The following is a 25,369-nucleotide window of genomic DNA, read 5'->3' as shown; positions in this document are numbered from 1 at the left end:
GTACGTAGAAGGTTCAGGATTTCTTTTTGCCCAGCAGATAGGAAAGGGTCACGAACAGCACCGAGACGCCCAGGATCAGGGTCGACACGGCGTTGACGTCGGGTGTCACGCCCATGCGCAACAGGCCGAAGATGAAGATCGGCAAGGTGGTGGTGCCGGCCTGGGAGACCATCATCGAGATCACGAAGTTATCCAGTGAGACGATGAAGGCCAGCATCAGCCCGGAGAAAATCCCCGGCATCAGCAGCGGCAACGTGACCTTGCGAAAGGTTCGCCACGGGCCGGCGTAGAGGTCGGCCGAGGCCTGTTCCAGGGACAGGTCCATGTCGTTCAGGCGGGCGCGGATCGGCAGAAAGGCAAACGGAATACAGAACACCGTGTGCGCGATGATCAGGTTGCCGTAGCCCAGGGACAGGCCGATGGTGGAGAACAGCGCCAGGGTGGCGACGCCGACCACGATTTCCGGCAGTACCAGAGGCAGCATGATCGCGCCCATGGACAGTTGCAGGCCCTTGAATTTCGCACCCCGCGAAGTGCCCAGGGCGGCGAGGGTAGCGATGGCCGTGGCAACCATGCTGGCGCAAACCGCGATCAACAGGCTGTTGCCGGCCGCCTGGCGCAGGGCCTGGTTGGCGAAGGCCGCGCGATACCAGTCGAGGCTGAAGCCGGTCCACACCGTGGCCGATTGGTTGGCGTTGAACGAGAACACCACCAGCACGACGATCGGCGCGTAGAGGTACAGGTAGAACAGGAAACTGAATCCGCCGAAGCCGGGGAAGTCCTGCACGCCCAGCGTATTGCGCTTGAACAGGCCGATCATTACGCACCTCCCTTGGCGATGCGCTGGCGTTCGGCACGCAGGGCATAGACCGTCAGTACCAACATCACCGCCGCCATCAACACCAGCGACAGCGCAGCGCCGAATGGCCAGTTACGGGCATCGCTGAACTGCCGGAAAATCAGGTTGCCGAGCATCATCCGCGTGCCGCCGCCGAGCAGTTCCGGGGCGATCATCGCGCCCAGGCAAGGCACGAAGGTGAGGATGGCGCCGGCGATGATTCCCGGTTTGGCGATCGGCAACACCACTTTGCGCAAGGTCCGCACGCGTCCTGCATAGAGGTCCTGAGCGGCCTCGAGCAGGCGGGTATCCATCTTCTCCAGCGTGGCGTAGATCGGCAGCACGACGAAGGGCGCATAGGTGTAGACCAGCCCCAGCAGCACCGCGCCGTCGGTGTAGAGCAGTTGCAACGGCTGGTCGATGACCCCGAGGCCCATCAGGCTGTTGTTGATCACCCCGGTGTTGCGCAGCAGCAGAATCCAGGCGTAGGTGCGGATCAACAGGTTGGCCCAGAACGGCACGGTGATCAGGAAGATCAGCAGGCCGCGGCGATGCGCCGGCTGCATGGCCAGCCACACGGCGACCGGAAAGCCGATCAACAGGGTGATGAGCGTGGTCAACCCGGCGATGCCGATGGAACGCAGGGCGATGATGAGATAGGAGTCGGCAAACGCCAGGCTGTCATCCAGTTGTCGCTCGAAAAGCAGCGAGGTGTAGGCGTCGCTGCTGAAGACCTTGTTCACCCCGCCGTAGGGGTTGGCTTCCATCAGCGAGTATCCGATGACGATCAGGATCGGCACGATCAGAAACAGGCCGATGGCAATCAGCGCCGGGCTGACACCGAGAAAACTCTGGAAGGCCCGCCGACGTTCCAGCGTGTTGGCAATCGGTAATGCGTGCATGGCAACTCCTCGTGCTCAATCGTGCAGGACGCTGGCGCTGCCCTGGTCGAACAACAGACCGGCCTGGCTGCCGACGGCGAAGCGTTTGCTCTGGTCGACGCAGTTGGGGGTGCGCACGGTGAGGCGCGAACCGTCGCTCAGGCTGACCTGGTATTGCAGGTCGGTGCCGAGGTAGATCTGCGCTTCGATCCGACACGGCAGAGCGTATTCAGTGGTGGCTGGCACCAGATGCAAACGTTCGGGGCGCACGGACAGTGCGACGTTGGCGCCCACGCGCACATCGCTGCACGGCTGTGCGGGCAGCGGGTGGCCGGCCGGGCCGGCGAACCAGGCCAGGCCGTCTTCGACGCGGGTGACCGTGCCTTCAATGAAGTTGGTTTCACCGATGAAGTCGGCGACAAAGCGATTGCGCGGGCGTTCGTAGATGTCTTCCGGACGACCGACCTGCTGCACTTCGCCTTCGGACAACACGGCGATGCGGTCGGACATGGTCAGCGCTTCTTCCTGGTCGTGGGTGACGAAGATGAAGGTGATGCCGGTGCGCGCCTGAATGGTTTTCAGCTCTTCGCGCATGGCCTGGCGCAGCTTGAGATCGAGGGCCGAGAGCGGTTCGTCGAGCAGCAAGACTTTGGGATGCGGCGCCAAGGCACGAGCGAGGGCGACGCGCTGCTGCTGACCGCCGGACAGTTGCGCCGGCTTGCGGTTGGCAAAGCGCTCCATCTGCACCAGGGCGAGCATCTCGCGCACCCGTTCGGCCATCTGCGTTTTGTTCAGGATCTTGCCCATCGGGTGGGATTCAAGACCGAAGGCCAGGTTCTCGGCGATGGTCATGTGCGGGAACAGCGCGTAATGCTGGAACACCGTGTTGACCGGGCGCTGGAACGGCGGGCGGTCGGCGATGTTTTCGCCGTAGAGCAGAATCTCGCCTTCGGTAGGGAATTCGAACCCGGCGATCATCCGCAGGAGCGTGGTTTTGCCGCAGCCCGAAGGGCCGAGAAGGGTGAAGAACTCGTTGTCGCGAATGTCCAGGTCGATGCTTTTGAGCGCCACCGGGCCATTCTTTGGATCGCCGTAGACTTTACGCACTGAGCGGATGGACACCGCCAGCGTTTGCAGCGAATGCAGGGCATTCATGCGTTACCTCCGATTCCCCCATCGTCCGCGAGTGCTGTAGTCAGCCGGGCCGTCGGACCATGGATATTATTTTTCTGGGCAGGATCGAGATGCGTTCGAGTGTTGTAACCAGCTGTTTTTTTGTTCTGCTGTGGCTGGATTATCAGCGAGGGGTTGCGGGGGCGAAACTTCAATTTTAACATAGAGGCTGTTAAAAAATTTAACAGCAGAAGGCGTTCAGAACCATGCCTGACCAGCGTTTGCCACCCCTCAACGCGGTGCGTGCCTTTGATGCCGCGGCCCGTTTGGGCAGCTATGTCGAAGCCTCGAAAGCCCTGCACGTGACCCAGCCGGCCATCGGCCGCCATGTGAAGTTGCTGGAAGACTGGCTGGGCATCCAACTGTTCGAGCGCACCTCTCGCGGGGTCAACCTGACGGCGGCGGGGCAGAAGTATCACCGCAAGATCACCGCCGCCTTGCAGTTGATCATCGAAGCCGGCAAGGAGGCGCAGCCCAAACACGCCGAGCGCTGGCTGCGCATCATGGTGGTGCCGGGGTTCGCCAAGCGTTGGCTGATGCCGCGCATCGAGGCCATGCGTCACCTGCGCCCGGGTTTGAAGTTCGCCATCGAACCCAATTCGACCTTCACCGAAGTGGATGGCAAAAGCGCTGACCTGGGCATTGTCTACGGGGTGGACGGCCAATATGCCCACTCCCGCACCAGCCTGATTTGTCCTCGGGTGTTTCCGATCTGCTCCCCCGAATATCTGGCCAGCGTCGAACCCATCGGCAGCCCCGCGGACCTGGTGAAACACAACCTGATCCACGTCGATGACGGCGAGTGGTGGAACCTGTGGTTCGCCGCCAACGAACTCGACATCCACCTCAATTCGGACATGCTCTACGTCAACAACGACCACGCGCTGTCGGTGGCCGAGAGCGGGCAGGGCATTGCGTTGGCCAACGAAGTGCTGGTGCGCGAGGAACTCAATACCGGCAAGTTGGTGCGGGTGGTGGACGCGCAAGTGAAGCTGGAAAGCTATCGGGTACTTACGCCGTCCGCCGAGCTGTCGGCGGACGTGGCGTGGTTTATCGACTGGCTCAAGACCGAACTGGAGCAGGACTTCCCGGAAGCGGTGATCCGCGCCTGAGCAGGGCTGCCGGACTCAACTCAAGCGGAAGCGCCCGGTGTTGTCGCTTAACGCTTTGCTGCCCTGACTCAGGGTGTCCGCTGCCTGGTTCACCGCGCGGGCACCTTCGAGCAAACGCAGCGCTGCCTGATCGACCTGCTGGATATTACCGCTGACCTCGTCGGCAGTACTGGCCTGCTCTTCCACCGCCGTGGCGATGTGCGCCAGGGTGTCGGTGACACTCTGTACTGCACTGGCGATTTCCCCGAGGCGTTCGCCAAGTCCGGTGACCGCTTGTGCATCGCTCTCTGCCTGAGTGCACGCGGCCTCCATCAGGTTTACGGCCTCGTTCACGGTGTGACGCAGGCTGTCGACCGTGCCGGCAATCTGTGCGGTCGACGATTGGGTGCGCTGCGACAGGCTGCGTACTTCATCGGCCACCACCGCAAAGCCACGTCCTTGTTCGCCCGCCCGCGCCGCCTCGATGGCGGCGTTGAGTGCCAGCAGGTTGGTCTGCTCGGCGACGCCGCGAATGGTGTCGACCACCAGTTGAATCTGCTGTCCTTGCTCGCTGACTCGGCCCAGGGCGGCCGCTGTCTCGTTCAGGCGTTGATTGAGCTGCTGGATGCTCGCGGTGGTGCGCTGGCTGTCGCGGCTGCTGTCGGCGGCAATGCGCCGGGTGTGCTGGGCGCTGCCGGACGCCTGTTCGCAACTGTGGGCGACCCCTTGTGAGGTGGCGGCCAGTTGCGTCGCCGCCGCGGCAATCTGGCTGATCTGCAATTGCTGGGCTTCGACTTCGCCCAAGGCGTCACTGGAGTGATGGTTGAGGCTTTGCACCGCGTGGCTCAGTTGCAGGGTTTCGTGATCCACCCCCTGCAGGCTGGTGCGCAGTTGCACCACGGCGACGTTCAGCGCGGTGCTGATGACCGCCAGTTCGTCCCGTCCTTGAACCGGAACTTGCAGGCTCAGATTGCCATCGCGCAGAGCCTCGGCCAGCACCGTGATGCCGCTGGCGCTGCGGCGGATCGAAGCCTGCAAGCAGATGAACAGATAGAGCGCGGCCAACAGCAGGCAGCCGAACACGGCGGCCACCACAATGAACTGGCGGATCGCCGAGCCGTGGTAGTAATCCAGGCGTTGATCCAGCGACACCAGCGACTGCTGGCGCAACGAGGCAAGGTCAGAGAGCAGGGCGTCGAGACTGCGTTCGAAGTCCTCCGGCTTGAGATTGATGCTGCCGCCGAACACGCCGTCATCCAGCACCTTCAGGCCTGAGTCCAGGCGCTTGAGGCTGTCGTGGTATTGCCCGGCCCAGGTTTGCAGGGCGCTGGGCAAGCGCGCTTCGAGCAGGCCAGCGGTTTTCACCAGCTGCTCCCGTGCATCGCCGATGCGGCTGCGCAGGTCGCGCAGTTGCAGGCGGCTTTGCAGGGTGAACTGCCCGGACACTACCGACGCCTGGCCCACCGCCGCCAGGCGACCGACTCGTTCGATCAGGTCGGGTGCGTGTTGGGTGGAGATCTGCGTCAGCAGATAGGTCTCCAGCCACGGTGCCAGTGTCAGGCGATTGTCCATGGCGATCTGCTCGCGCAAGGCCTGCAGGGCGCTCAGGGCGTTGGTGAAGCGATCGTAGCCATCCGGCCACCAGCCGACGCTGCTCAGGCTTTTCGAGTCGAGGCCATCGAGGGCGGCTTGCAGGGCCTGATAACGGCTCAGTGTTTCACTCTCGGCAGCTTCTTTTTGCAGGGCATTGCCCAGTTCGGCAGTGGCCTGGCTGACGGCGGGTTGGACCGCATCGAAGGCGGCCATCGCGGCGAGTGTGGCCGGTGTCGGCTGGCGATTGGTTTCCGTGGCGCGCCAGCGGGCGGCGCGATCACGCTGGGCGGCGAGCAGGTCATCCAGTGCATCAAGGGCCAGCAGTTGCCGCACCCCGGCACGTTCGCCGGAGATCAGGCTGAGTTTGTCGCGATAGTCCTGGCCGATCATCCACAGGCTGCCGGCCAGCGGCAGGATAAACAGCAGAAACAACAGCTGGAATTTGCGCGCAAAGCCAAAACGCCCCAGCAATCCGATCCCCGGTGATAAAAAAGCCTGCATGCCCCAAGACTCCTATGGACACCACGCACCATTGGCGTGCGTCGGAGGTTGTTGCACCGCCGACTCGTGCCCTCTAAAAAGGCCTCGAAAGTTCACCCTTGTCCGCTCTGTAGGCTGACTCTGTGGCGAAACTTCCCATTGTCGGCCTCCTTTGTAAGGAAGCCGCGTTCAAGCCGACAAAGAAGGCAAGATTCAGACCATGGCGTTGCGCCATCAATGTTGTGGCGATGAAAATCGAGGTCGTTAGCAGGCTAAGGGGATGGCGTTGCTGCACTGAAAAATGGCACATTGGCGCATCTGCCCCGTTTGTACCTCCTGTTGTCTGGAAATTCCCATGGCTATCAGCAACGCCCAGACCGGCTCAGTGCCGGCGTCCGCTACGCCCCAAAGCAGCCCCCTGGTGATGCGCATCATCGGTGCGGTGGCGCTGGCGCATTTGATCAACGACCTGATCCAGTCGGTGCTGCCGTCGATCTACCCGATGCTCAAGGCCAGCTATGGCCTGAGCTTCACCCAGGTCGGCCTGATCACCCTGACGTTCCAGTTGACGGCCTCGCTGTTGCAGCCGTGGGTGGGTTACTACACCGACCGCCACCCCAAGCCGTGGCTGCTGCCGGCGGGTACGGTGTGCACCCTGGTCGGTATTCTGATGATGTCGGTGGTCGGCAGCTTCCCGCTGATTTTGCTGGCGGCGGGCTTGATTGGCATCGGTTCTTCGACCTTCCACCCCGAAGCGTCCCGCGTGGCGCGACTGGCTTCGGGCGGGCGCTTCGGGCTGGCGCAATCGACCTTCCAGGTCGGCGGTAACGCAGGCTCGGCGTTCGGTCCGTTACTGGCGGCAGCGATCATCATTCCCTACGGCCAGGGGCACGTGGCCTGGTTCGGCCTGTTCGCGGTGTTTGCGTTGTTCGTGCTGTACCGGATCAGCCGCTGGTACGCCAACCACTTGAACCTGTTCAAGCTCAAGCAAGGTCAGGCAGCGACTCACGGCCTGTCCAAGGGCCGAGTGACCAGCGCGCTGGTGGTGCTCGGGCTGCTGGTGTTCTCCAAGTATTTCTACATGGCCAGCCTCACCAGCTATTTCACCTTCTACCTGATCGAGAAATTCGACCTGTCGGTCGCCAGTTCGCAGTTGCACCTGTTCCTGTTCCTTGGTGCGGTAGCGGCGGGGACGTTCTTTGGCGGGCCGATCGGCGACAGGATCGGGCGTAAGGCAGTGATCTGGTTCTCGATCCTCGGGGTTGCACCGTTCACCTTGTTGCTGCCCCATGTCGACCTGTTCTGGACCAGCATCCTGAGTGTCATCATCGGCTTCATCCTCGCCTCGGCGTTCTCGGCCATCGTGGTGTACGCCCAGGAACTGGTGCCGGGCAATGTCGGGATGATCGCCGGGGTGTTCTTCGGTTTGATGTTCGGTTTCGGCGGGATTGGCGCGGCGTTGCTGGGGCACCTGGCGGATATTCACGGTATCGAATACGTGTATTACCTGTGTTCGTTCCTGCCGCTGTTCGGGGTGTTGGCGATCTTCCTGCCTCGTACGAAAAAGTCCTGATCCAGCACAAATCCCCTGTGGGAGCGAGCTTGCTCGCGATGACGGAGTGTCAGTCAGTATCTTTGTTGGCTGACACACCGCTATCGCGAGCAAGCTCGCTCCCACAGAAAAGCAAAAACAAGGCACAAAAAAAGCCGCGTATCAAACGCGGCTTTTTCTTGGGCGTGTGGCTTACACGTTGAAGCGGAAGTGCATCACGTCGCCGTCCTTGACGATGTAATCCTTGCCTTCCAGACGCCATTTACCGGCTTCCTTGGTACCGGCTTCGCCCTTGTACTGGATGAAGTCGTTGTAGGCGATCACTTCGGCGCGGATGAAGCCTTTTTCGAAGTCGGTGTGGATCACGCCAGCAGCTTGTGGTGCGGTGGCACCGACGCGTACGGTCCAGGCGCGGACTTCTTCGACACCGGCGGTGAAGTAGGTCTGCAGGTGCAGCATTTCGTAGCCGGCGCGGATCACACGGTTCAGGCCAGGCTCTTCGAGGCCCAGGGCTTCGAGGAACATGTCTTTCTCTTCGCCGTCATCGAGCTCGGCGATTTCCGCTTCGATCTTGTTGCACACCGGTACAACCACGGCGCCTTCTTCTTCGGCGATGGCGCGGACCACGTCCAGGTGCGGGTTGTTGTCGAAACCGTCTTCAGCGACGTTGGCGATGTACATGACCGGCTTGGTGGTCAGCAGGTGGAAGCCCTTGATCACCGCTTTTTCGTCGGCACCCATGTTCTTCATCAGGCTGCGCGCCGGCTTGCCTTCGGTGAAGTGGGCGATCAGTTGCTCCAGCAGGCCTTTCTGGACTACTGCGTCCTTGTCACCGCCCTTGGCGTTGCGCGCGACTTTCTGCAGTTGCTTCTCGCAGCTGTCGAGGTCGGCGAAGATCAGTTCCAGGTCGATGATTTCGATGTCGCGTTTCGGGTCGACGCTGTTGGAGACGTGAATCACGTTCTCGTCTTCGAAGCAGCGGACCACGTGGGCGATGGCATCGGTTTCACGGATGTTGGCCAAAAACTTGTTGCCCAGGCCTTCACCTTTCGACGCGCCGGCAACCAGGCCCGCGATGTCGACGAACTCCATGGTGGTCGGCAGGATGCGCTTTGGATTGACGATGGCCGCCAGGGCTTCCAGACGCGGATCCGGCATCGGCACGATACCGCTGTTCGGTTCGATGGTGCAGAAGGGGAAGTTCTCGGCCGCGATCCCGGATTTGGTCAGGGCGTTGAACAGGGTGGACTTGCCGACGTTAGGCAGACCGACGATGCCGCAATTGAATCCCATGGTGTTTTCCCCGAGGAGTGAGTCAGGCCTTCTGGCTGTGCAGGTTTTTCATCGCGCGGTTCCATTCCCCGGCGAGGATATCCGGCAGCACGCCGAGGGCAAAGTCGATGCTGGCATCGAGTTTTTCCTGTTCGGCGCGTGGCGCACGACCCAGGACGAAATTTGAAACCATACTGGCAACGCCCGGGTGGCCAATGCCAAGCCGCAAGCGGTGAAAGGTATTCTGATTGCCCAGTTGCGCAATGATGTCGCGCAACCCGTTGTGACCGCCGTGGCCGCCGCCCACTTTGAGTTTGGCGACGCCCGGTGGCAGGTCGAGTTCGTCATGCGCCACGAGGATTTCTTCAGGCTTGATGCGGAAGAAACCGGCGAGTGCCGCCACGGCCTGGCCGCTGCGGTTCATGTAAGTGGTAGGAATCAGCAGACGAACATCCTGACCCTGATGCGAATAGCGCCCGGTCAGGCCGAAATATTTGCGGTCCGCCACAAGATTTACACCTTGTGCGTTCGCGATGCGCTCAACAAAAAGGGCCCCTGCGTTATGCCGGGTCTGTTCGTATTCAGCGCCTGGATTTCCCAGGCCAACGATCAGTTTGATGGCAGTCACGATAGGGGCCCTTCATTGGAGTGGTGGATAACATCGCCGCAATCAGGGAGAGCGGCGAAAGTGGACGAAAATTGCTCATTTACCATGATGTAAACTCCGCGTTCTCGCCCGCTTTCTCGCTATGCTCTAGTCCGCGATGTTTCCGGTCACTCCGGCGTACAGAGTAAAATTACTCTGCAGCGCCTTCTGCAGCTTCTGGAGCAACACGTGGAGCGTGGACGTTGGCAACAGCCTTGTCATCGCCGTGTGCCAGGGCCACGAACTCAACGCCTTTAGGCGCCTTGAGGTCCGACAGGTGAATGATCGAACCGATTTCAGCGTTAGCCAGGTCGACTTCGATGAACTCAGGCAGATCTTTCGGCAGGCAGGAAACTTCGATCTCGGCAACAACGTGCGAGATTTCGCCGCCTTTCTTGGTCGGTGCTTCTTCGTTGATGAAGTGCACTGGAACGATGGCGGTCAGTTTCTGGCCAGCGACTACGCGTACGAAGTCAGCGTGCATCACGTGGCCTTTGGCCGGGTGACGCTGCAGGGCTTTGATCACGACGTTCTGCTTGGTGCCACCAACGTTCAGCTCGATGATGTGGCTGTAAGCCGCTTCGTTTTCGAGCAGTTTGGCAACTTCTTTGGCCAGCATGCTGATGGATTCAGGGGCTTTGTCGCCACCGTAAACTACAGCTGGAACCAGGCTTGCGAGACGACGCAGGCGGCGGCTCGCACCTTTCCCCAGGTCGGAACGCACTTCAGCATTCAGAGTAAAATCGTTCATGTTGTATCTCCAAAATAACCACACTCGCCCCAGCGTTTGCGACCAGCGCTAAAGGCGATATGGGCAAAAAAGCCCCGCCCCGACAGGAATGCCGGGGCGGGGCGCTTTTCGTCAACGAGACATTTCGAGAAGGGCAGGGCCCTTAGCGGAACATCGCGCTGATCGATTCTTCATTGCTGATGCGGCGGACCGCCTCGGCAACTACCGGTGCGATATCCAGTTGGCGGATACGCGCACAGGCTTGTGCTGCAGCGGACAGCGGGATGGTGTTGGTCACCACCAGCTCGTCCAGCACGGAATTTTCAATGTTTTCGATCGCCCGACCCGACAGCACAGGGTGCGTGCAGTAGGCGAAAACCTTGGCAGCGCCATGCTCTTTCAGGGCCTTGGCCGCGTGGCACAGGGTGCCGGCGGTATCGACCATGTCATCGACCAGAATACAGGTACGCCCTTCGACATCACCGATGATATGCATCACTTCAGAGTGATTGGCTTTCTCACGGCGTTTGTCGATGATCCCGAGATCCACGCCCAGGGATTTGGCAACGGCACGTGCACGCACGACGCCGCCAATGTCCGGGGACACGATCATCAGGTTTTCGAAGCGCTGATCTTCGATGTCATCCACCAGAACCGGGGAGCCGTAGATGTTATCTACCGGAATATCGAAGAAACCCTGGATTTGGTCAGCATGCAGATCAACCGTGAGAACACGGTCGATGCCGACTACGGTAAGCATGTCAGCCACGACTTTCGCGCTGATAGCCACACGTGCGGAACGCGGACGGCGATCCTGACGGGCATAACCAAAGTAAGGAATAACAGCAGTGATACGAGTAGCCGAGGAGCGGCGGAAGGCGTCAGCCATCACTACCAGTTCCATCAGGTTATCGTTGGTCGGAGCGCAAGTCGGCTGAATAATGAAGACGTCTTTACCGCGGACGTTTTCATTGATCTCGGCTGTAATTTCGCCGTCGGAGAATTTACCGACAGAGATGTCACCGAGAGGGATATGCAGCTGACGTACGACACGCCGAGCCAGATCGGGGTTAGCGTTCCCCGTAAAGACCATCATCTTGGACACGCGCAGTACCTGAAGGCTGAGGGTAACCTGGATGAGTATAGGAAAATGGCAGGGGCGGCTGGATTCGAACCAACGCATGGCAGGATCAAAACCTGCTGCCTTACCGCTTGGCGACGCCCCTGTATCTGTTGCAACGATTACCCGGTAATCGGTTCCTTTAGAGCAGACTTTGAAGCTTGCGATGCAACATCGAAACGTTGCTTCCTTTTGCTACAAAACCTGTAAGGGTCTCTGTCAGAAGGGCCGAGACTTTATCAGCTTCAGCTTTGCTTGGGAAGCCCCCAAACACACAACTTCCAGTTCCGGTGAGTTTTGCTTCGGTAAATTTACCTAACAAATTCAAAGCGTTACGTACCTCTGGATAACGCCTTGTTACCACCGGCAAGCAGTCATTTCGACTGTTTCCCTTGGGAACGGGGCGCACTTTAATGGGAGGAGTGTTACGTGTCAACAACGGATCTGAAAAAATTTCTGCCGTACTTACAGAGACTTGCGGCACCAGCACCAGATACCACGGTTCTTCGGGGTCGACAGGGGTCAGTTTCTCCCCCACGCCCTCGGCGAAAGCCGCATGACCACGAACGAAAACCGGGACGTCGGCGCCCAGCGTCAATCCCAGGCCAGCCAGGCGATCTTCATCCCAGCCCAATTGCCACAGGTGATTGAGGCCGAGCAACGTCGTTGCGGCATTCGAACTGCCGCCGCCAATGCCGCCGCCCATGGGCAGGATCTTTTCGATCCAGATATCGACACCCAGCGAACAACCGGATTGCTCCTGGAGTTTTTTCGCGGCCTTGACGATCAGGTTGCTGTCGTGGGGTACGCCGGCGAATTCGGTGTGCAGTTGAATGACACCGTCATCGCGCAGGGCGTAGGTGATTTCGTCGCCGTAATCGAGAAACTGAAACATCGTTTGCAGTTCGTGGTAGCCGTCTTCGCGGCGACCGAGAATGTGCAGCATCAAATTGAGTTTGGCCGGGGACGGCAAAGTCAGGCGATTGGCTGGCATGTCATGACCCCAGTTTGCGTGGTTGCCAGGCCTTGATCACCAGGGTGACGTCAAGGTCGGTGCCATGCAGCTTGATGCGCTCGGGCAGCCAGTAGCCGTTTTGCTGGGTGTAGTCGGTGTATTCGACCTGCCAGCCATCCTGTTCGAGGTTGGCCAGGCGACTGTCGGTATCCAGGGTCAGGCGACTTTTGCTGTCCGGAGCCGGGAGCCCGCGTACCCACCAGGCCAGATTGGACACCGGCAGCTTCCAGCCCAGCTGCTCTTCGAGCAGCACTTCCGGGTTCGGCGCGTCGTAGCGTCCCTGGTTGGCGACTTCCAGCGACACCTTGCCCGGACGTCCGGTCAGGCGAGCCGCACCGCGGCCCAGTGGTCCGGACAGGCGAATGTCGTAGTAATCCTGGCGCTGCAACCAGAACAGCGTGCCGCTGCCCGAGTCTTTCGGCGCACGGATGCCGATCTTGCCGTCGATCTGCCAGCCATCGAGGCCGGTCAGTTGCTGTTTGTGCTCGCGCCATTGGGCGGCGTTGCCATGTCCCTCGACCGATTCGCGGGGACCAAGGCCTGCGCAACCGGCGAGCAGGGCGATAAAGCTGAAAACGATGAAGTGGCGCAAAAACATAATCTTAAAGAGTCTCTGATCCGGTCAGGCGTTTGATGGTGCCACGCAGGGTCGGGCTGTCAGGCTGTTCCTTGAGGAATTTGCCCCAGACTTGTCGGGCTTCGCGCTGTTTGCCGTTGGCCCACAGGACTTCGCCCAGGTGAGCGGCGACTTCCTGGTCGGGGAAGCGTTCCAGGGCCTGGCGCAGCAGACGCTCGGCTTCGTCGAGATTGCCCAGGCGATAATTCACCCAGCCAAGGCTGTCGAGTACCGCCGGATCTTCCGGACTGATCTGGTGTGCCTGCTCGATCAGGGCCTTGGCTTCGGCGTAGCGTGTGGTGCGGTCGGACAAGGTGTAGCCGAGGGCGTTCAACGCCATGGCATTGTCCGGGTCGCGCTTGATGATCGTGCGCAGGTCTTTTTCCATCTGCGCCAGGTCATTGCGTTTTTCCGCCTGCATGGCACGGGTGTAGAGCAGGTTCAAATCGTCCGGGTATTGCTCCAGGGCTTGATGCAGAACGCTCCAGGCCTTGTCGCCCTGATTGTTGGCGGACAGGGTTTCGGCTTCGATGAGGTACAGCTGGATCGCGTAATCCGGCTGCTCGTCGCGCTCTGCCGCCAGCTTTCTTTGCGCTTCGGCGGTCCTGCCGTTGTCTATCAGGATGTCGGCCTGACGCAATTGCGCCGGCAGGAAATCGTTGCTCGGGCCCACCTTGGCGTACTCGATCAATGCGCCTTGCGGGTCGTTTTGTTCTTCGGCTATGCGGCCGAGGTTCAGGTGCGCCGAGTCGACGTGGCTGTCCCGGGCGATCAGGTCTTCAAGATAACCCTTGGCCTCATTCCAGGCCTTGGCTTCCAGGCAGACCAGTGCCAGGGAATATCGCAGATCGTCGTCTTCCGGGTATTGCTGGACCAGGCTCGAGAACTCGGCCTTGGCGTCGTCCATGCGGTCCTGTTCAACCAGCATCCGCGCATAAGTCAGGCGCAGGCGCTTGTCGTCCGGGTATTTCTTGATGCTTTTCTGCAGCAGCGGCAAGGCCTCGTCACCGCGATCGAGGGTTTGCAGCAGGCGTGCGCGCAGCAGAATCGGGGCAATTTCGCCGTCGTCCGGCGGATTGTCTTCCAGCAGTTTCAGTGCGCCTTTGGTGTCGCCATCCTGTTGCATCAGCAGGGCCTTGCCGAAAATCAGCTGGCTGTTGTTCGGATGGCGCTGCAGCAGGCGGTCGAAGCTTTTCATCAGGCCGTTGCGTGTGTCCTGGTCGGTGTCGGCCGCCGACAGCGCCAGGAAGTCGAAATGAGTGTCGCCCTTGCCTTGCAGGACTTTCTCCATATAGACCATGGAGTCGTCATAACGCCCGGCGCGGGCCAGTTGCACGGCAGCGGCGCGTTGCGCTTCGAGGTCGTCGGGGGCGTTTTTCGCCCAGATCAGCGCGGTGTCCAGGGCAGCCTGGTCGGCGCCCAGGTATTCGGCGATACGAAATGCCCGCTCCGAGATGCCCGGATCCTGGGTGTTGATGGCCTGGGTCACATAGTTGTCCAAGGCAATGTCGAAACGATTGCGCTGGCCAGCCAGTTCGGCGCTCAACAGGCTGAAGACGGTTTCCTCGCTGAAGGAGCTGTAGACCTTCGGCTTTTCAGGGGCCGGGGTGCTGTCTTCAACCGGCGGCGTACCGTCCGACGAAACGGGTGCCAAGGCCTGGCAGCCGCTGAGGAAGACAAAAGCGAGGAGCAACGCGGAAGATCTATTCATATAGGAAGAGGACGACTAACCTGCGGTCGGATCATCATGACACAAGCTTTAGGCCAAACATAACCGGCCCGCCAATTTACCCAATCCCCGTACTTGCGCGATGCCCCTGTAGGCGCTGCCGCAGGCTGCGATCTTTTGATCTTGAAAAACAAAGTCAAAAGATCGCAGCCTGCGGCAGCTCCTACAGGTCGGGAACGAGAATGGCTCGCAAGCCGGGGCGTCCCATCGGCGCGATAGATATCGAGTAGTTGTTCTGACTCCGTCGAAGTAGGACAATTGCCGGCTTCACGTCACCATCAGCGACTTTGAATGGCCTTCCTTGCACTCGGTATTAACCACAAGACTGCTTCAGTAGACGTCCGCGAGCGCGTGGCTTTTACCCCTGAGCAGCTGGTTGAGGCCTTGCAGCAGCTCTGCCGACTCACCGACAGCCGCGAAGCTGCGATCCTCTCCACCTGCAATCGCAGTGAACTCTATATAGAACAGGATCACCTGTCGGCGGACGTCGTGCTGCGCTGGCTGGCCGAATATCATCATTTGAGCTACGACGAGCTGCGCGAAAGCGCCTATGTGCATGAAGATGATGCGGCAGTTCGTCACATGATGCGTGTGGCCTCCGGGCTCGACTCGCTGGTGTTGGGCGAGCCGCAGATTCTCGGCCAGATGAAGTCGGCCTATGCCGTGGCTCGCGAGGCGGGCACCATCGGGCCGTTGCTCGGTCGGCTGTTCCAGGCCACGTTCAACGCGGCCAAGCAGGTGCGCACCGACACGGCCATCGGCGAGAACCCGGTGTCGGTGGCATTTGCCGCGGTGAGCCTGGCCAAGCAGATTTTCAGTGACCTGCAACGCAGCCAGGCGTTGTTGATCGGCGCCGGCGAGACCATCACCCTGGTCGCCCGCCATCTGCATGATCTTGGGGTAAAGCGCATCGTGGTCGCCAACCGTACCCTGGAGCGCGCGAGCATCCTGGCCGAGCAGTTCGGCGCCCATGCGGTGTTACTGTCGGATATTCCGGCAGAGCTGGTGCGCAGCGATATCGTCATCAGTTCCACCGCCAGCCAGTTGCCGATCCTGGGCAAGGGCGCAGTGGAAAGTGCCTTGAAACTGCGCAAGCACAAACCCATTTTCATGGTGGATATCGCCGTTCCCCGCGATATCGAACCCGAAGTCGGCGAGTTGGACGACGTTTACCTCTATAGCGTCGACGATCTTCACGAAGTGGTCGCCGAGAACCTCAAGAGCCGCCAGGGCGCTGCCCAGGCCGCCGAAGAGATGGTCTCGGTCGGCGCCGAAGACTTCATGGTCCGTCTGCGTGAATTGGCGGCGGTGGACGTGCTCAAGGCCTATCGTCAACAGAGCGAACGCCTGCGCGACGAAGAATTGCAAAAGGCCCAGCGCCTGCTGGCCAACGGCAGCAGCGCCGAAGAAGTGCTGGTGCAACTGGCTCGCGGGCTGACCAACAAACTCTTGCACGCACCGAGCGTGCAGTTGAAAAAGCTCTCTGCCGAAGGTCGCCTGGATGCGCTGGCGATGGCCCAGGAACTCTTTGCCCTCGGTGAGGGCTCATCGGATAGCTTTTCGGATAAAAAACCGCAATGAAAGCGTCACTGCTCAATAAGCTGGATATTCTCCAGGACCGTTTCGAGGAATTGACCGCCCTGCTGGGCGACGGCGAGGTCATTTCCGATCAGAACAAATTCCGTACCTATTCCAAGGAGTACGCGGAAGTTGAACCGATCGTGGGCACCTATAAAGAACTGCTGAAAGTGCAGGATGACCTCGAGGGCGCCCAGGCTCTGCTCAAGGACAGCGACCCGGACATGCGTGAAATGGCCGTGGAAGAAGTCCGCGAGGCCAAGGAACGCCTGGTCACGCTCGAAGCCGACCTGCAGCGCATGCTGCTGCCCAAGGACCCGAACGACGGGCGCAACGTGTTCCTCGAAATCCGTGCCGGCACCGGCGGCGACGAGGCGGCGATTTTCTCCGGCGATCTGTTCCGCATGTATTCGCGTTACGCCGAGCGTCGTGGCTGGCGGGTGGAGATCCTCTCGGAGAACGAGGGTGAACACGGCGGCTATAAAGAGGTGATTGCCCGGGTCGAGGGTGACAACGTCTACGGCAAGCTCAAGTTCGAATCCGGTGCGCACCGCGTGCAGCGGGTTCCGGCGACCGAATCCCAAGGCCGCATCCACACGTCGGCCTGCACCGTGGCGGTATTGCCCGAGCCGGACGAACAGGAAGCCATCGAGATCAACCCGGCCGACCTGCGCATCGATACCTATCGCTCCTCCGGCGCCGGTGGCCAGCACGTCAACAAGACCGATTCGGCGATCCGCATTACGCACTTGCCGTCCGGCATCGTGGTCGAGTGCCAGGAAGAACGTTCGCAGCACAAGAACCGCGCCCGGGCGATGTCCTGGTTGTCGGCCAAGCTGAACGATCAGCAGACCTCCGCCGCGGCCAACGCCATCGCCAGCGAACGCAAGTTGCTGGTGGGTTCCGGTGATCGCTCAGAGCGCATCCGCACCTACAATTTTGCCCAGGGCCGGGTCACCGACCACCGGGTCAACCTGACCTTGTATTCCCTCGACGAGATCCTCGCCGGCGGCGTCGAGGCGGTGATCGAGCCGTTGCTGGCCGAGTACCAGGCCGATCAACTGGCGGCGATAGGTGAGTAAATGACGATCATCGCCAGTTTGTTGCGTGCCGCCGATCTGCCCGACTCGCCGACGGCGCGTCTGGATGCCGAATTGCTGCTGGCGGCGGCGTTGGGCAAGTCCCGCAGTTTCCTGCACACCTGGCCGGAACGTATCGTGCCGAGCGAAGCGGCGCTGACGTTCGCCGAGTATTTGCAGCGCCGCCGCAGCGGTGAGCCGGTGGCCTATATCCTCGGCCAGCAAGGTTTCTGGAAGCTGGACCTGGAAGTGGCACCGCACACGCTGATCCCGCGCCCGGACACCGAACTGCTGGTGGAGGCTGCGCTGGAATTGTTGCCGGCCACACCGGCCAAGGTGCTCGACCTCGGTACCGGCAGCGGCGCGATTGCCCTGGCGTTGGCCAGCGAGCGTCCGGCCTGGAGCGTCACGGCCGTGGATCGCGTGCTGGAAGCCGTCGCCCTGGCCGAGCGCAATCGCCAGCGTCTGCACCTGAATAACGCCAAGGTGCTGAGCAGCCATTGGTTCAGTGCCCTGGAAGGTCAGCGTTTTCAACTGATCATCAGCAATCCGCCCTACATTGCAGCGGCCGATCCGCATCTGGTCGAGGGCGATGTGCGCTTTGAGCCGGCCAGTGCCCTGGTGGCCGGTGTCGACGGGCTCGACGATTTGCGTCTGATCGTCGCCCAGGCGCCGGATCATCTCGACGCTGGCGGCTGGCTGATGCTCGAACACGGTTACGATCAGGCCGAGGCGGTCCGCGACCTGCTGCTGACCCGCGGTTTTGAAGAAGTCCACAGCCGCACCGACCTGGGCGGTCATCAACGCATCAGTCTGGGGCGCCTGCCGTGCTGAATGATCAGGAGTTGCTGCGTTACAGTCGGCAGATTCTGCTGCAACACATCGATATCGACGGCCAGTTGCGGCTCAAGGACAGCCGCGTATTGATCGTCGGACTCGGCGGCCTTGGCGCGCCAGTGGCGCTGTATCTGGCGGCCGCCGGCATTGGCGAGATGCACCTGGCGGACTTCGACACGGTCGACCTGACCAACCTGCAACGCCAGATCATTCATGACACCGACAGCATCGGCATGGGCAAGGTCGATTCAGCGATCAAGCGCCTGACGGCGATCAATCCCGAGATCCGGTTGATTGCCCATCGCGCGGCGCTGGACGAAGACTCCCTGGCCGCCGTGGTGGCCGGGGTGGATCTGGTCCTCGATTGCTCGGACAATTTTTCCACCCGTGAAGCGGTCAATGCCGCGTGCGTGGCCGCCGGCAAGCCGCTGGTCAGCGGTGCGGCGATTCGCCTCGAAGGCCAACTGTCGGTGTTCGATCCGCGTCGGCCAGAGAGTCCGTGCTACCACTGTTTGTACGGGCACGGCAGCGAAGCCGAACTGACCTGCAGCGAGGCCGGCGTGGTCGGTCCACTGGTGGGACTGGTCGGCAGCCTGCAAGCGCTTGAAGCGCTGAAGTTGCTGGCCGGATTCGGCGAGCCACTGGTGGGGCGCCTGTTGCTGATCGATGCCTTGGGCACGCGTTTTCGCGAATTGCGGGTCAAGCGTGATCCGGGCTGTAGCGTCTGTGGGTCGAAACATGCGTGAAGCGCCGATTGGCGTGTTCGACTCCGGTGTCGGTGGGCTCTCGGTGCTGGCCGAGATCCAGCGCTTGCTGCCCAACGAGACGCTGATGTACGTCGCCGATTGCGGCAATGTGCCCTATGGCGAGAAAACCCCGGCATTTATCCAGCAGCGTTGCAGCGTGATGGCCGATTTCTTTCAGCAGCAGGGCGCCAAAGCCCTGGTGCTGGCCTGCAACACGGCAACGGTGGCCGGCGTCGCCGACTTGCGTCGCGACTATCCCGAATGGCCCATCGTCGGCATGGAGCCGGCCGTCAAGCCGGCCGCCGCCGCAACCCGCTCCGGCGTGGTCGGGGTGCTGGCCACCACCGGCACCTTGCAGAGCGCCAAGTTCGCCGCGTTGCTCGACCGCTTCGCCACGGACGTGAAAGTGATCACCCAGCCCTGTCCCGGGCTGGTGGAGCTGATTGAAAACGGCGATCTGCAGAGCGCCGAGCTGCGTCAGCTGTTGGCCGGGTATGTCGAGCCACTGCTGGCGGCTGGCGCGGACACCCTGATTCTCGGCTGCACCCATTACCCCTTTCTCAAGCCGATGCTCCGGCAGATGATCCCCGCGGACATCAGCCTGATCGATACCGGTGCCGCCGTCGCGCGGCAACTCCAGCGGCTTTTGGCCGAACGCGAACTGCTCGCCACCGGGCCTGCCCGTGAGGCGCAGTTCTGGACCAGCGCCGATCCGCTTCATTTCAGAAATATCTTGCCGATACTGTGGAATACCTCTGGCGTTGTGCGAAGCTTCAACCGGTAGAAGGCTGTCTGGGGGGAGTACGAAGAAATCGGGGTGAACTTCTGATAAATCGCTGACTTCTATAGTTTTGCTGGGCCAGGCAACAAAAAAATCATACGAAATCGTTCGGAAAAGGAAGTTTCTAGTGAAGCGACTATTCTGCTTGGCCGCGATTGCGGCCGCATTAATGGGGCACACCTTTACAGCGCAGGCGGCAGGTGTGGAGTTCGCGGTAGGTCAGACCAGCGATTCGACCATGACGTATCGACTGGGCATGCAATTCGATTGGGACCAGAGTTGGTGGCAGAGCGATGTGGGGCGTCTGACCGGTTACTGGGACGGCGCGTACACCTATTGGGAAGGTGACGAGAAATCCAGTAACCACAGCCTGTCGTTCTCGCCTGTGCTCGTTTATGAATTTTCCGGCCAGAACGTCAAACCCTACATCGAGTTCGGGGTTGGCGTGGCGGCGTTTGCCAGCACCGAAGTCGAAAGCAACGATCTGGGCAGCGCCTTCCAGTTTGAAGACCGCTTTGGATTCGGTTTGCGCTTTGCCGGCGGACATGAAGTCGGGGTTCGTGCAACGCACTATTCCAATGCAGGGATCGCTACTCCGAACGATGGTGTAGAAAGTTACGCATTGCATTACACGATGCCGTTGTAGACGCAACGCCGTACTAAATGTGGGAGCGGGCTTGCTCGCGAAAGCGTCAGGTCAGTCGATTAAAGTGTCGACTGATCCACCGCTTTCGCGAGCAAGCCCGCTCCCACATTTGTTTCAGGGTGAAATTGAATTCAGCGATACGCCGTCGAAATCCCCAGGCGTTCGTCGATGCACTCCGGTGCGCCCATCTCGAACTCCCGGCAGATCAGCGGACGTTTTTCGTAGATGGTGCACATCATCGTGTTGCGATCCAGTGCAGCACACCAGCCGTCGTCCAGACGCAGCATGACTTCCCCACCCCAGTCATCGGTATCGATGAACCGTTCAGGCACACCCGTGTCGGTGATCAACATGACTTCGAGCTGGCAGCAGCAGGCTGCGCAGGTCGAGCACGTGACTGCGGGTTCCGCGATTTGCGTATGGGGGATGGTTTTCATGCCGCGCAGTGTAAGGCAGTCACCCGGTGCTGTGTGAAAGGTCTGACGGACGCCCAGGTATCGGAGCGTCCGGGATACCGCTGCCGATGATGGCGATCTTCAGGGTTGGTCCTTGATCGGTGGCTGGCTGCGCACCATGCGCTTGCCGATCTCCAGTTTCAATTGGTCCGGCCGTTTGGAGAGCGGCCAGAGGGCAGCCATGAACGCAGCCGGGAAAGCGATTTCCAGCGGTCGGTCCTTGAGCTTTTCGAAGATGTGCCGCGCAGCTTTCTCCACCGGCCAGCTCAAGGGCATGGGAAAGTCGTTTTTCGCCTTCAGCGGCGTTTCGACAGACCCGGGGCTGATCACCGTGAGTTCTATGCCTTCAGGGGCCAGGTCGATGCGCAGGGATTCGAACAGGTAACGCAGCCCGGACCTTGAGGTGCCATACGCTACTGCCTCGGGCAGCGGCAGGTAAGTTACCGTACTGGCCATGGCAACCATATGGGGTGCGGTGCCGGCACGCAGCAGTGGCAGGGCGGCGTCGATGCAATAGCTACTGGCCAACAGGTTGGTACGCAACACGTGCTCGACAATCGACGCATCGAACTGCTTGGCATCCACGTACTCGCTGGTGCCGGCATTGAGTATCACGGTGTCCAGCGAACCCCAGTCCTCGGCAATCTGCTCGCCGATCTCGCGCACGGTCTGGCTGTTGGTCAGGTCACCGGCCACAACCAGCACTTGCCCCGGATAGCGTTGCGACAAGACTTTCAACTGCGCCACCGAGCGCGAACTGACGGCCAGGTGCGCACCGGTTTTCAGGATTTCTTCAGCCAGGGCGGCACCGATGCCGCTGCTGGCGCCGGTCAGCCAGTATCGTCGTGAGAGCGTACGACTCATCCCAATCTCCTTTTCAGCCAGGCCATTGCCCGGTCCAATACGGGTAAACATTTATAAAGCAGAGCCCCGGCATCGAGATAATCCCGGTGGCGGTCATTCATGATCCAACGGCGGCGTATTGTCGTGACGGCAGGTTTTTGAACGCCGTCAACGCACGCGTCCGGGATGTGTTCAAGTCGACGATCGGTGAGGGGTAATCCACCCCACCAAACAGTCCGCCGAGATTGGCGGGGTTGTGCACATCTTTTTTATTCAGCCCTGCCAACTCCGGCAGCCATCGCTTGATGAATACACCTTCGGGATCGAATTTTTCCGATTGACTCAGCGGGTTGAAAATCCGGAAGTAAGGCGCCGAGTCGGTGCCGGTGGAAGAGCTCCATTGCCAGCCACCATTGTTCGCCGCCAGGTCGCCATCGATCAGGTGACGCATGAAAAAGCGTTCGCCTTCGCGCCAGTCGATCAGCAGGTTCTTGGTCAGGAACATCGCCACCACCATGCGCAGGCGGTTGTGCATCCAGCCGGTGGTCAACAGTTGGCGCATGGCGGCGTCGATGATCGGCAAACCGGTGCGCGCCTGTTGCCAGGCGGCCAGTTCATCGGGAGCGTTGCGCCAGGCCAGCGCTTCGGTTTCCGGGCGAAACGCGCGGTGTCGGGACACTCGCGGGTAGCCCACCAGGATGTGTTTGTAGAATTCGCGCCACAGCAGTTCGTTGATCCAGGTGACGGCGCCTGTGCTGCCGCTTTCGAACTCACCCTGATTGCTGTTCAACGCGGCGTGCAGGCATTGGCGTGGAGAAATCACCCCAGCGGCAAGATAGGCCGAGAGCTGACTGGTACCGGGTTTTGCCGGGAAGTCGCGTTCGCTCTGGTAGTAGTCGATCTGCGCTTCGCTAAAGTTGTCGAGGCGACGGCGGGCTTCGGTTTCGCCGGCCGGCCACAGGCTGCGCAGAGGATCACCGGGCGTTGCGTAACCCTCGACGCTCAAGGGGACCGCATCGCTGGCAATGTTCAGCGGCGCTTGTTTGTGCGGCGCACGGACCAGATTGGGCAGTGAGTGGTGCAGTCGTTCGTAGCAGACTTTGCGGAACTGGCTGAAGACCTGAAAGTAAGTGCCGGTCCGGGTCAGCACGCTTCCCGGTTTGAACAGCAATTGATCGAGGTAACGGTGAACTTCGATGCCTTCGGCCTCTAGCGTCCGGGCGACCGCTGCATCGCGACGGGATTCGTGAATGCCGTACTCATCGTTGAGGTGCAGGGCGTTGACCTGCCACTGTCGGCACAGGTTCAGCAATACGCTGGGCGCGTCATCCCAGCGGGGGGCCTGGCGGACCAGCAGGGGAATGTTCAGTTGAGCCAGTTCACGGCTCAACTCGCGCAGGTTACGCAGCCAGAAGTCCACTTTGCAGGGCGCATCGTCATGTTCCAGCCATTGCTCCGGACTCAGCAGGTACACCGCCACGCAGGGGCCATGAGCCGCGGCGGCCGAGAGGGCGGTGTTGTCATGTAGACGCAAGTCGCTGCGCAGCCAGATCAATTGCATAGGGGGATCCATGCGATTCATTTAAATCAGCCCGCACTGAACGAGTGCCTGATGTGCCGACAATGGATCTTCGGCCAGGTACAAGTCAGTGATCTCTGTGGTACTTGCGGACAACTCGGCGTGGTGGATGCACACCGTTGGTCCGGCAATCATTTTTGGGCAACTGACGCCTTTGAAAAGTTTCGGCAGTTGCGCCAGGTTCATGGCCTTGCTGGAGTACAGCAAAACCCCGCGGGGTTGCAGCAGTTCGACCGCCAATGCCAGTTCGCCGACAGGCAGCGGCCCGTCGAAGACCTCCACCGGGCAGTCCGCGCTGCTGATCAGCCAGGCCGTAAGCCACAGCTGAGGTTCCATGGGCAGGTCCGAGTGATTGATCAACAGCATTGGCGCGGTGCGCAACTGACGATTGTTATGGTAGATGCGCGCGCCGAATTTGCTGCGTAGCCAGGCACAAAAAAAGCCCCGCTCCATCTGCGCACCGAATTGGCCCTGCCAGCGTTGCTCCAGAGCGGCCAGCAATGGCATCAATAATTGCTCGCACAGGGTTCTCGGCGGATACAGCGCCATCGCCTGATTGACGTTGTCATCCAGGGCGCGTTCCTGCAATCCGCTGACCGCCTGCAGCAACGTTAGCAGCAATGTGTGCCAATCGTTGTCGACGGACTCGCTGAATACTGGCGGCGTATCGAGCAACTCCTTGACCTGGCTGACGGCGACGCCACGGTTGAGCCAGGTGAGGATGGCCTGGATACGTTGTACATGGTCGGCCGAGAACAGCCGATGCCCCTTGGGTGTGCGTTGCGGCACGATCAGGCCGTAGCGCCGCTCCCAGGCGCGCAGGGTCACGGCATTGACGCCGGTCAGGCGCGCCACTTCACGGATCGGCAGCCAGCCTTCGTCCAGCGCCTTTTCAAAGTCATCGCCAAGGTCTTCGCGGGCGCTGGTGTCGAGTGTTTTTTTCATCAGATGGCGTTTCGCAGGCTGAGGTTTTCCGGGTGCGGTTGCAGATAGACCTGCTGGGCGATGTACGGATCAGGGTGTTGGCGAAAGTGATGCTTGAGCAGCGTGAGCGGCACCACCAGCGGCACGATGCCTTGGCGGTACTGGCTGATCAGCTGTTGCACTTCCTGCTTGTCTTCGTGGCTGATGGTTTGTTTCAGGTAGCCACTGAGGTGTTGCAGGACGTTGCTATGGGTGCGGCGGGTGGCGCACTTTTTCAGCGCCGCCATCAATTCGCTGAAATAGCGGGGGCCCAGTTCCTGCGGATCGTTTTTGCCCATGCTGCCCAGCAGGTGGCCCAGGGTTTTGTACTGCACCGGGTTGTGAGCCATCAGCAGGTATTTGTAGCGTGAGTGAAAGTCCGTGAGGCCGCGCCGGGTCAGGCCTTCCTGGCGTAGCTGCTGCCAGGCACTGTAGGCGAATACGCGGGTGAGGAAGTTTTCCCGAAGCACCGGATCGTTGAGCCGGCCGTCTTCCTCCACCGGCAAGTCCGGGTGCAGCAGGCAGAAGGCCCGGGCGTAGATCCCGCGACCGCCACTGTCCGCTCGTGTGCCGTTGGCGTGGTAGACCTTGACCCGCTCCAGGCCGCAGGACGGGGAATTTTGCATGAAGATATAACCGCAAATATCCCCCAACTGCGCTGCCATGTCCCGGCCGTAGGTGGCCAGCGGTTGTGTCACGTTCAGGTTGTGATCCAGGGTTCCCACGGCTTCGGGTTGATCGGCACCACTCACCAGCCGAATCGGTTGGCGGGGTACGCCGAGGCCGATGGCCACTTCCGGGCAGACCGGGATGAAATCGAAATAATCAGTGAGGGTCCGGCTGCACAGCCGCGATTCCTTGTGCCCGCCGTTGAAGCGCACATCGAGCCCCATCAGGCAGGCGCTGATGGCTATTTTCGGTTTGACGGGGGCTTGGGACATCGGAACACCTCGAATCTGAACCTGTACAAACATTTGTGTCTGTACAAGATAACTTCATCATAGATTCGAAGTTGTACAAGTCAAATTTTCTGTATAGGTTTTTGCGGCGTAATGCCCCTGTAGGAGCTGCCGAAGGCTGCGATTTTTTGATGTTGAGGGCCACTCAGCCCCCAACCCCTGACTTG

24 protein-coding genes, 1 tRNA gene and 1 pseudogene are annotated in these 25,369 nt (G+C 60.6%); 8 read left to right on the top strand and 18 right to left on the bottom strand.

The window, feature by feature from the left end; genetic code table 11:
- Positions 1-13: 13 nt before the first annotated feature.
- The 3 genes from AC07YV_RS17270 to AC07YV_RS17260 are packed head-to-tail and all read right to left on the bottom strand — an operon-like array spanning position 14 to position 2,874.
- Entirely contained in the window at positions 14-820 is an 807-nt protein-coding gene (locus AC07YV_RS17270) for an ABC transporter permease (RefSeq protein ID WP_007981818.1), read from the bottom strand.
- Positions 820-1,740, bottom strand: coding sequence for an ABC transporter permease (locus AC07YV_RS17265; protein WP_102701515.1), 921 nt, complete (start codon positions 1,738-1,740; stop codon positions 820-822). Before AC07YV_RS17265 ends, AC07YV_RS17270 begins: the two co-directional genes overlap by 1 nt.
- A gap of 15 nt (positions 1,741-1,755) precedes the next feature.
- Positions 1,756-2,874, bottom strand: a complete 1,119-nt coding sequence (locus tag AC07YV_RS17260) for an ABC transporter ATP-binding protein (RefSeq protein WP_102701516.1) — start codon at positions 2,872-2,874, stop codon at positions 1,756-1,758.
- 224 nt (positions 2,875-3,098) lie between these two features.
- Between AC07YV_RS17260 and AC07YV_RS17255 the strand changes: the two genes are divergently transcribed.
- Complete coding sequence (locus tag AC07YV_RS17255; protein WP_102701517.1) at positions 3,099-4,004, top strand: LysR substrate-binding domain-containing protein; 906 nt, start codon at positions 3,099-3,101, stop codon at positions 4,002-4,004.
- A 15-nt stretch (positions 4,005-4,019) separates the two neighbouring features.
- Here the strand turns inward: AC07YV_RS17255 and AC07YV_RS17250 are convergent, their stop codons facing one another.
- Positions 4,020-5,555 (bottom strand): methyl-accepting chemotaxis protein, encoded by a 1,536-nt coding sequence (locus AC07YV_RS17250; protein ID WP_371317822.1) that lies wholly within the window; start codon positions 5,553-5,555, stop codon positions 4,020-4,022.
- Positions 5,556-6,411: 856 nt separating this feature from the next.
- Here AC07YV_RS17250 and AC07YV_RS17245 point away from each other — a divergent pair.
- Positions 6,412-7,629, top strand: coding sequence for an MFS transporter (locus AC07YV_RS17245; RefSeq protein ID WP_102701519.1), 1,218 nt, complete (start codon positions 6,412-6,414; stop codon positions 7,627-7,629).
- Between the two features lie 171 nt (positions 7,630-7,800).
- Here the strand turns inward: AC07YV_RS17245 and ychF are convergent, their stop codons facing one another.
- The 8 genes from ychF to AC07YV_RS17205 all read right to left on the bottom strand — a co-directional run bounded on the left by ychF (position 7,801) and on the right by AC07YV_RS17205 (position 14,718).
- The gene (gene ychF, locus AC07YV_RS17240; RefSeq protein WP_102701520.1) at positions 7,801-8,901 is read right to left on the bottom strand and encodes a redox-regulated ATPase YchF; all 1,101 of its coding nucleotides are present in this window, start codon (positions 8,899-8,901) and stop codon (positions 7,801-7,803) included.
- Positions 8,902-8,923: 22 nt separating this feature from the next.
- Positions 8,924-9,508, bottom strand: a complete 585-nt coding sequence (pth, locus tag AC07YV_RS17235) for an aminoacyl-tRNA hydrolase (RefSeq protein WP_007973893.1) — start codon at positions 9,506-9,508, stop codon at positions 8,924-8,926.
- Positions 9,509-9,677: 169 nt separating this feature from the next.
- The gene (locus tag AC07YV_RS17230; RefSeq protein ID WP_007973891.1) at positions 9,678-10,277 is read right to left on the bottom strand and encodes a 50S ribosomal protein L25/general stress protein Ctc; all 600 of its coding nucleotides are present in this window, start codon (positions 10,275-10,277) and stop codon (positions 9,678-9,680) included.
- A gap of 142 nt (positions 10,278-10,419) precedes the next feature.
- The gene (locus AC07YV_RS17225; RefSeq protein WP_003171603.1) at positions 10,420-11,361 is read right to left on the bottom strand and encodes a ribose-phosphate pyrophosphokinase; all 942 of its coding nucleotides are present in this window, start codon (positions 11,359-11,361) and stop codon (positions 10,420-10,422) included.
- 46 nt (positions 11,362-11,407) lie between these two features.
- Positions 11,408-11,482 (bottom strand) — tRNA-Gln (locus AC07YV_RS17220).
- A gap of 36 nt (positions 11,483-11,518) precedes the next feature.
- Positions 11,519-12,370 carry a 4-(cytidine 5'-diphospho)-2-C-methyl-D-erythritol kinase gene (ispE, locus tag AC07YV_RS17215; protein WP_102673422.1) on the bottom strand — a complete coding sequence of 284 codons (852 nt, stop codon included), beginning with the start codon at positions 12,368-12,370 and terminating at the stop codon, positions 11,519-11,521.
- Between the two features lies 1 nt (position 12,371).
- On the bottom strand, positions 12,372-12,989 hold the full coding sequence (gene lolB / locus AC07YV_RS17210) for a lipoprotein insertase outer membrane protein LolB (RefSeq protein WP_008046036.1): 618 nt from the start codon (positions 12,987-12,989) through the stop codon (positions 12,372-12,374).
- A 4-nt stretch (positions 12,990-12,993) separates the two neighbouring features.
- Complete coding sequence (locus tag AC07YV_RS17205; protein WP_102701521.1) at positions 12,994-14,718, bottom strand: tetratricopeptide repeat protein; 1,725 nt, start codon at positions 14,716-14,718, stop codon at positions 12,994-12,996.
- A 309-nt stretch (positions 14,719-15,027) separates the two neighbouring features.
- On the opposite strand from AC07YV_RS17205, the gene hemA reads away from it, so the two are divergent.
- The 6 genes from hemA (at position 15,028) to AC07YV_RS17175 (ending at position 20,403) form a co-directional block, all read left to right on the top strand.
- Positions 15,028-16,317 carry a glutamyl-tRNA reductase gene (gene hemA / locus AC07YV_RS17200; RefSeq protein ID WP_102701522.1) on the top strand — a complete coding sequence of 430 codons (1,290 nt, stop codon included), beginning with the start codon at positions 15,028-15,030 and terminating at the stop codon, positions 16,315-16,317.
- Positions 16,314-17,396, top strand: a complete 1,083-nt coding sequence (gene prfA / locus AC07YV_RS17195; protein WP_007973879.1) for a peptide chain release factor 1 — start codon at positions 16,314-16,316, stop codon at positions 17,394-17,396. Before hemA ends, prfA begins: the two co-directional genes overlap by 4 nt.
- Complete coding sequence (gene prmC, locus AC07YV_RS17190) at positions 17,397-18,227, top strand: peptide chain release factor N(5)-glutamine methyltransferase (protein ID WP_007973878.1); 831 nt, start codon at positions 17,397-17,399, stop codon at positions 18,225-18,227.
- A complete protein-coding gene (locus AC07YV_RS17185; RefSeq protein ID WP_102701523.1) occupies positions 18,221-18,976 on the top strand; it encodes a molybdopterin-synthase adenylyltransferase MoeB in 756 nt (251 codons plus the stop codon). The genes prmC and AC07YV_RS17185 overlap by 7 nt, the downstream gene beginning before the upstream one ends.
- A complete protein-coding gene (gene murI / locus AC07YV_RS17180) occupies positions 18,969-19,760 on the top strand; it encodes a glutamate racemase (RefSeq protein ID WP_102701524.1) in 792 nt (263 codons plus the stop codon). The genes AC07YV_RS17185 and murI overlap by 8 nt, the downstream gene beginning before the upstream one ends.
- Positions 19,761-19,884: 124 nt before the next feature.
- Positions 19,885-20,403, top strand: a complete 519-nt coding sequence (locus tag AC07YV_RS17175; protein ID WP_102701525.1) for an acyloxyacyl hydrolase — start codon at positions 19,885-19,887, stop codon at positions 20,401-20,403.
- A gap of 131 nt (positions 20,404-20,534) precedes the next feature.
- Here the strand turns inward: AC07YV_RS17175 and AC07YV_RS17170 are convergent, their stop codons facing one another.
- The 6 genes and pseudogenes from AC07YV_RS17170 to AC07YV_RS17145 all read right to left on the bottom strand — a co-directional run bounded on the left by AC07YV_RS17170 (position 20,535) and on the right by AC07YV_RS17145 (position 25,184).
- The gene (locus tag AC07YV_RS17170; RefSeq protein WP_015096814.1) at positions 20,535-20,840 is read right to left on the bottom strand and encodes a YkgJ family cysteine cluster protein; all 306 of its coding nucleotides are present in this window, start codon (positions 20,838-20,840) and stop codon (positions 20,535-20,537) included.
- 99 nt (positions 20,841-20,939) lie between these two features.
- Complete coding sequence (locus tag AC07YV_RS17165; RefSeq protein WP_102701526.1) at positions 20,940-21,722, bottom strand: SDR family NAD(P)-dependent oxidoreductase; 783 nt, start codon at positions 21,720-21,722, stop codon at positions 20,940-20,942.
- A pseudogene (locus AC07YV_RS17160) lies at positions 21,719-21,814 on the bottom strand (transcriptional regulator); the annotation flags it as partial. The pseudogene AC07YV_RS17160 and the gene AC07YV_RS17165, both read right to left, overlap by 4 nt.
- Positions 21,815-21,819: 5 nt before the next feature.
- On the bottom strand, positions 21,820-23,262 hold the full coding sequence (gene phrB / locus AC07YV_RS17155) for a deoxyribodipyrimidine photo-lyase (protein ID WP_102701528.1): 1,443 nt from the start codon (positions 23,260-23,262) through the stop codon (positions 21,820-21,822).
- 21 nt (positions 23,263-23,283) lie between these two features.
- Positions 23,284-24,225, bottom strand: a complete 942-nt coding sequence (locus tag AC07YV_RS17150; RefSeq protein ID WP_102701529.1) for a MerR family transcriptional regulator — start codon at positions 24,223-24,225, stop codon at positions 23,284-23,286.
- Positions 24,225-25,184, bottom strand: coding sequence for a YbgA family protein (locus AC07YV_RS17145; protein ID WP_102701530.1), 960 nt, complete (start codon positions 25,182-25,184; stop codon positions 24,225-24,227). The genes AC07YV_RS17150 and AC07YV_RS17145 overlap by 1 nt, the downstream gene beginning before the upstream one ends.
- Positions 25,185-25,369: the final 185 nt, after the last annotated feature.

Source organism: Pseudomonas sp. GW456-E7, assembly GCF_059424105.1.
This window is presented reverse-complemented; position numbering and strand designations above follow the sequence as displayed.

What these genes read in the sequence shown, in the direction of transcription:
- AC07YV_RS17270 (WP_007981818.1), bottom strand. Translation starts at nt 820, where the DNA reads ATGATCGGCCTGTTCAAGCGCAATACGCTGGGCGTGCAGGACTTCCCC.
- AC07YV_RS17265 (WP_102701515.1), bottom strand. Translation starts at nt 1,740, where the DNA reads ATGCACGCATTACCGATTGCCAACACGCTGGAACGTCGGCGGGCCTTC.
- AC07YV_RS17260 (WP_102701516.1), bottom strand. Translation starts at nt 2,874, where the DNA reads ATGAATGCCCTGCATTCGCTGCAAACGCTGGCGGTGTCCATCCGCTCA.
- AC07YV_RS17255 (WP_102701517.1), top strand. Translation starts at nt 3,099, where the DNA reads ATGCCTGACCAGCGTTTGCCACCCCTCAACGCGGTGCGTGCCTTTGAT.
- AC07YV_RS17250 (WP_371317822.1), bottom strand. Translation starts at nt 5,555, where the DNA reads ATGGACAATCGCCTGACACTGGCACCGTGGCTGGAGACCTATCTGCTG.
- AC07YV_RS17245 (WP_102701519.1), top strand. Translation starts at nt 6,412, where the DNA reads ATGGCTATCAGCAACGCCCAGACCGGCTCAGTGCCGGCGTCCGCTACG.
- ychF (WP_102701520.1), bottom strand. Translation starts at nt 8,901, where the DNA reads ATGGGATTCAATTGCGGCATCGTCGGTCTGCCTAACGTCGGCAAGTCC.
- AC07YV_RS17230 (WP_007973891.1), bottom strand. Translation starts at nt 10,277, where the DNA reads ATGAACGATTTTACTCTGAATGCTGAAGTGCGTTCCGACCTGGGGAAA.
- ispE (WP_102673422.1), bottom strand. Translation starts at nt 12,370, where the DNA reads ATGCCAGCCAATCGCCTGACTTTGCCGTCCCCGGCCAAACTCAATTTG.
- lolB (WP_008046036.1), bottom strand. Translation starts at nt 12,989, where the DNA reads ATGTTTTTGCGCCACTTCATCGTTTTCAGCTTTATCGCCCTGCTCGCC.
- AC07YV_RS17205 (WP_102701521.1), bottom strand. Translation starts at nt 14,718, where the DNA reads ATGAATAGATCTTCCGCGTTGCTCCTCGCTTTTGTCTTCCTCAGCGGC.
- hemA (WP_102701522.1), top strand. Translation starts at nt 15,028, where the DNA reads ATGGCCTTCCTTGCACTCGGTATTAACCACAAGACTGCTTCAGTAGAC.
- prfA (WP_007973879.1), top strand. Translation starts at nt 16,314, where the DNA reads ATGAAAGCGTCACTGCTCAATAAGCTGGATATTCTCCAGGACCGTTTC.
- prmC (WP_007973878.1), top strand. Translation starts at nt 17,397, where the DNA reads ATGACGATCATCGCCAGTTTGTTGCGTGCCGCCGATCTGCCCGACTCG.
- murI (WP_102701524.1), top strand. Translation starts at nt 18,969, where the DNA reads ATGCGTGAAGCGCCGATTGGCGTGTTCGACTCCGGTGTCGGTGGGCTC.
- AC07YV_RS17170 (WP_015096814.1), bottom strand. Translation starts at nt 20,840, where the DNA reads ATGAAAACCATCCCCCATACGCAAATCGCGGAACCCGCAGTCACGTGC.
- AC07YV_RS17165 (WP_102701526.1), bottom strand. Translation starts at nt 21,722, where the DNA reads ATGAGTCGTACGCTCTCACGACGATACTGGCTGACCGGCGCCAGCAGC.
- phrB (WP_102701528.1), bottom strand. Translation starts at nt 23,262, where the DNA reads ATGCAATTGATCTGGCTGCGCAGCGACTTGCGTCTACATGACAACACC.
- AC07YV_RS17150 (WP_102701529.1), bottom strand. Translation starts at nt 24,225, where the DNA reads ATGAAAAAAACACTCGACACCAGCGCCCGCGAAGACCTTGGCGATGAC.
- AC07YV_RS17145 (WP_102701530.1), bottom strand. Translation starts at nt 25,184, where the DNA reads ATGTCCCAAGCCCCCGTCAAACCGAAAATAGCCATCAGCGCCTGCCTG.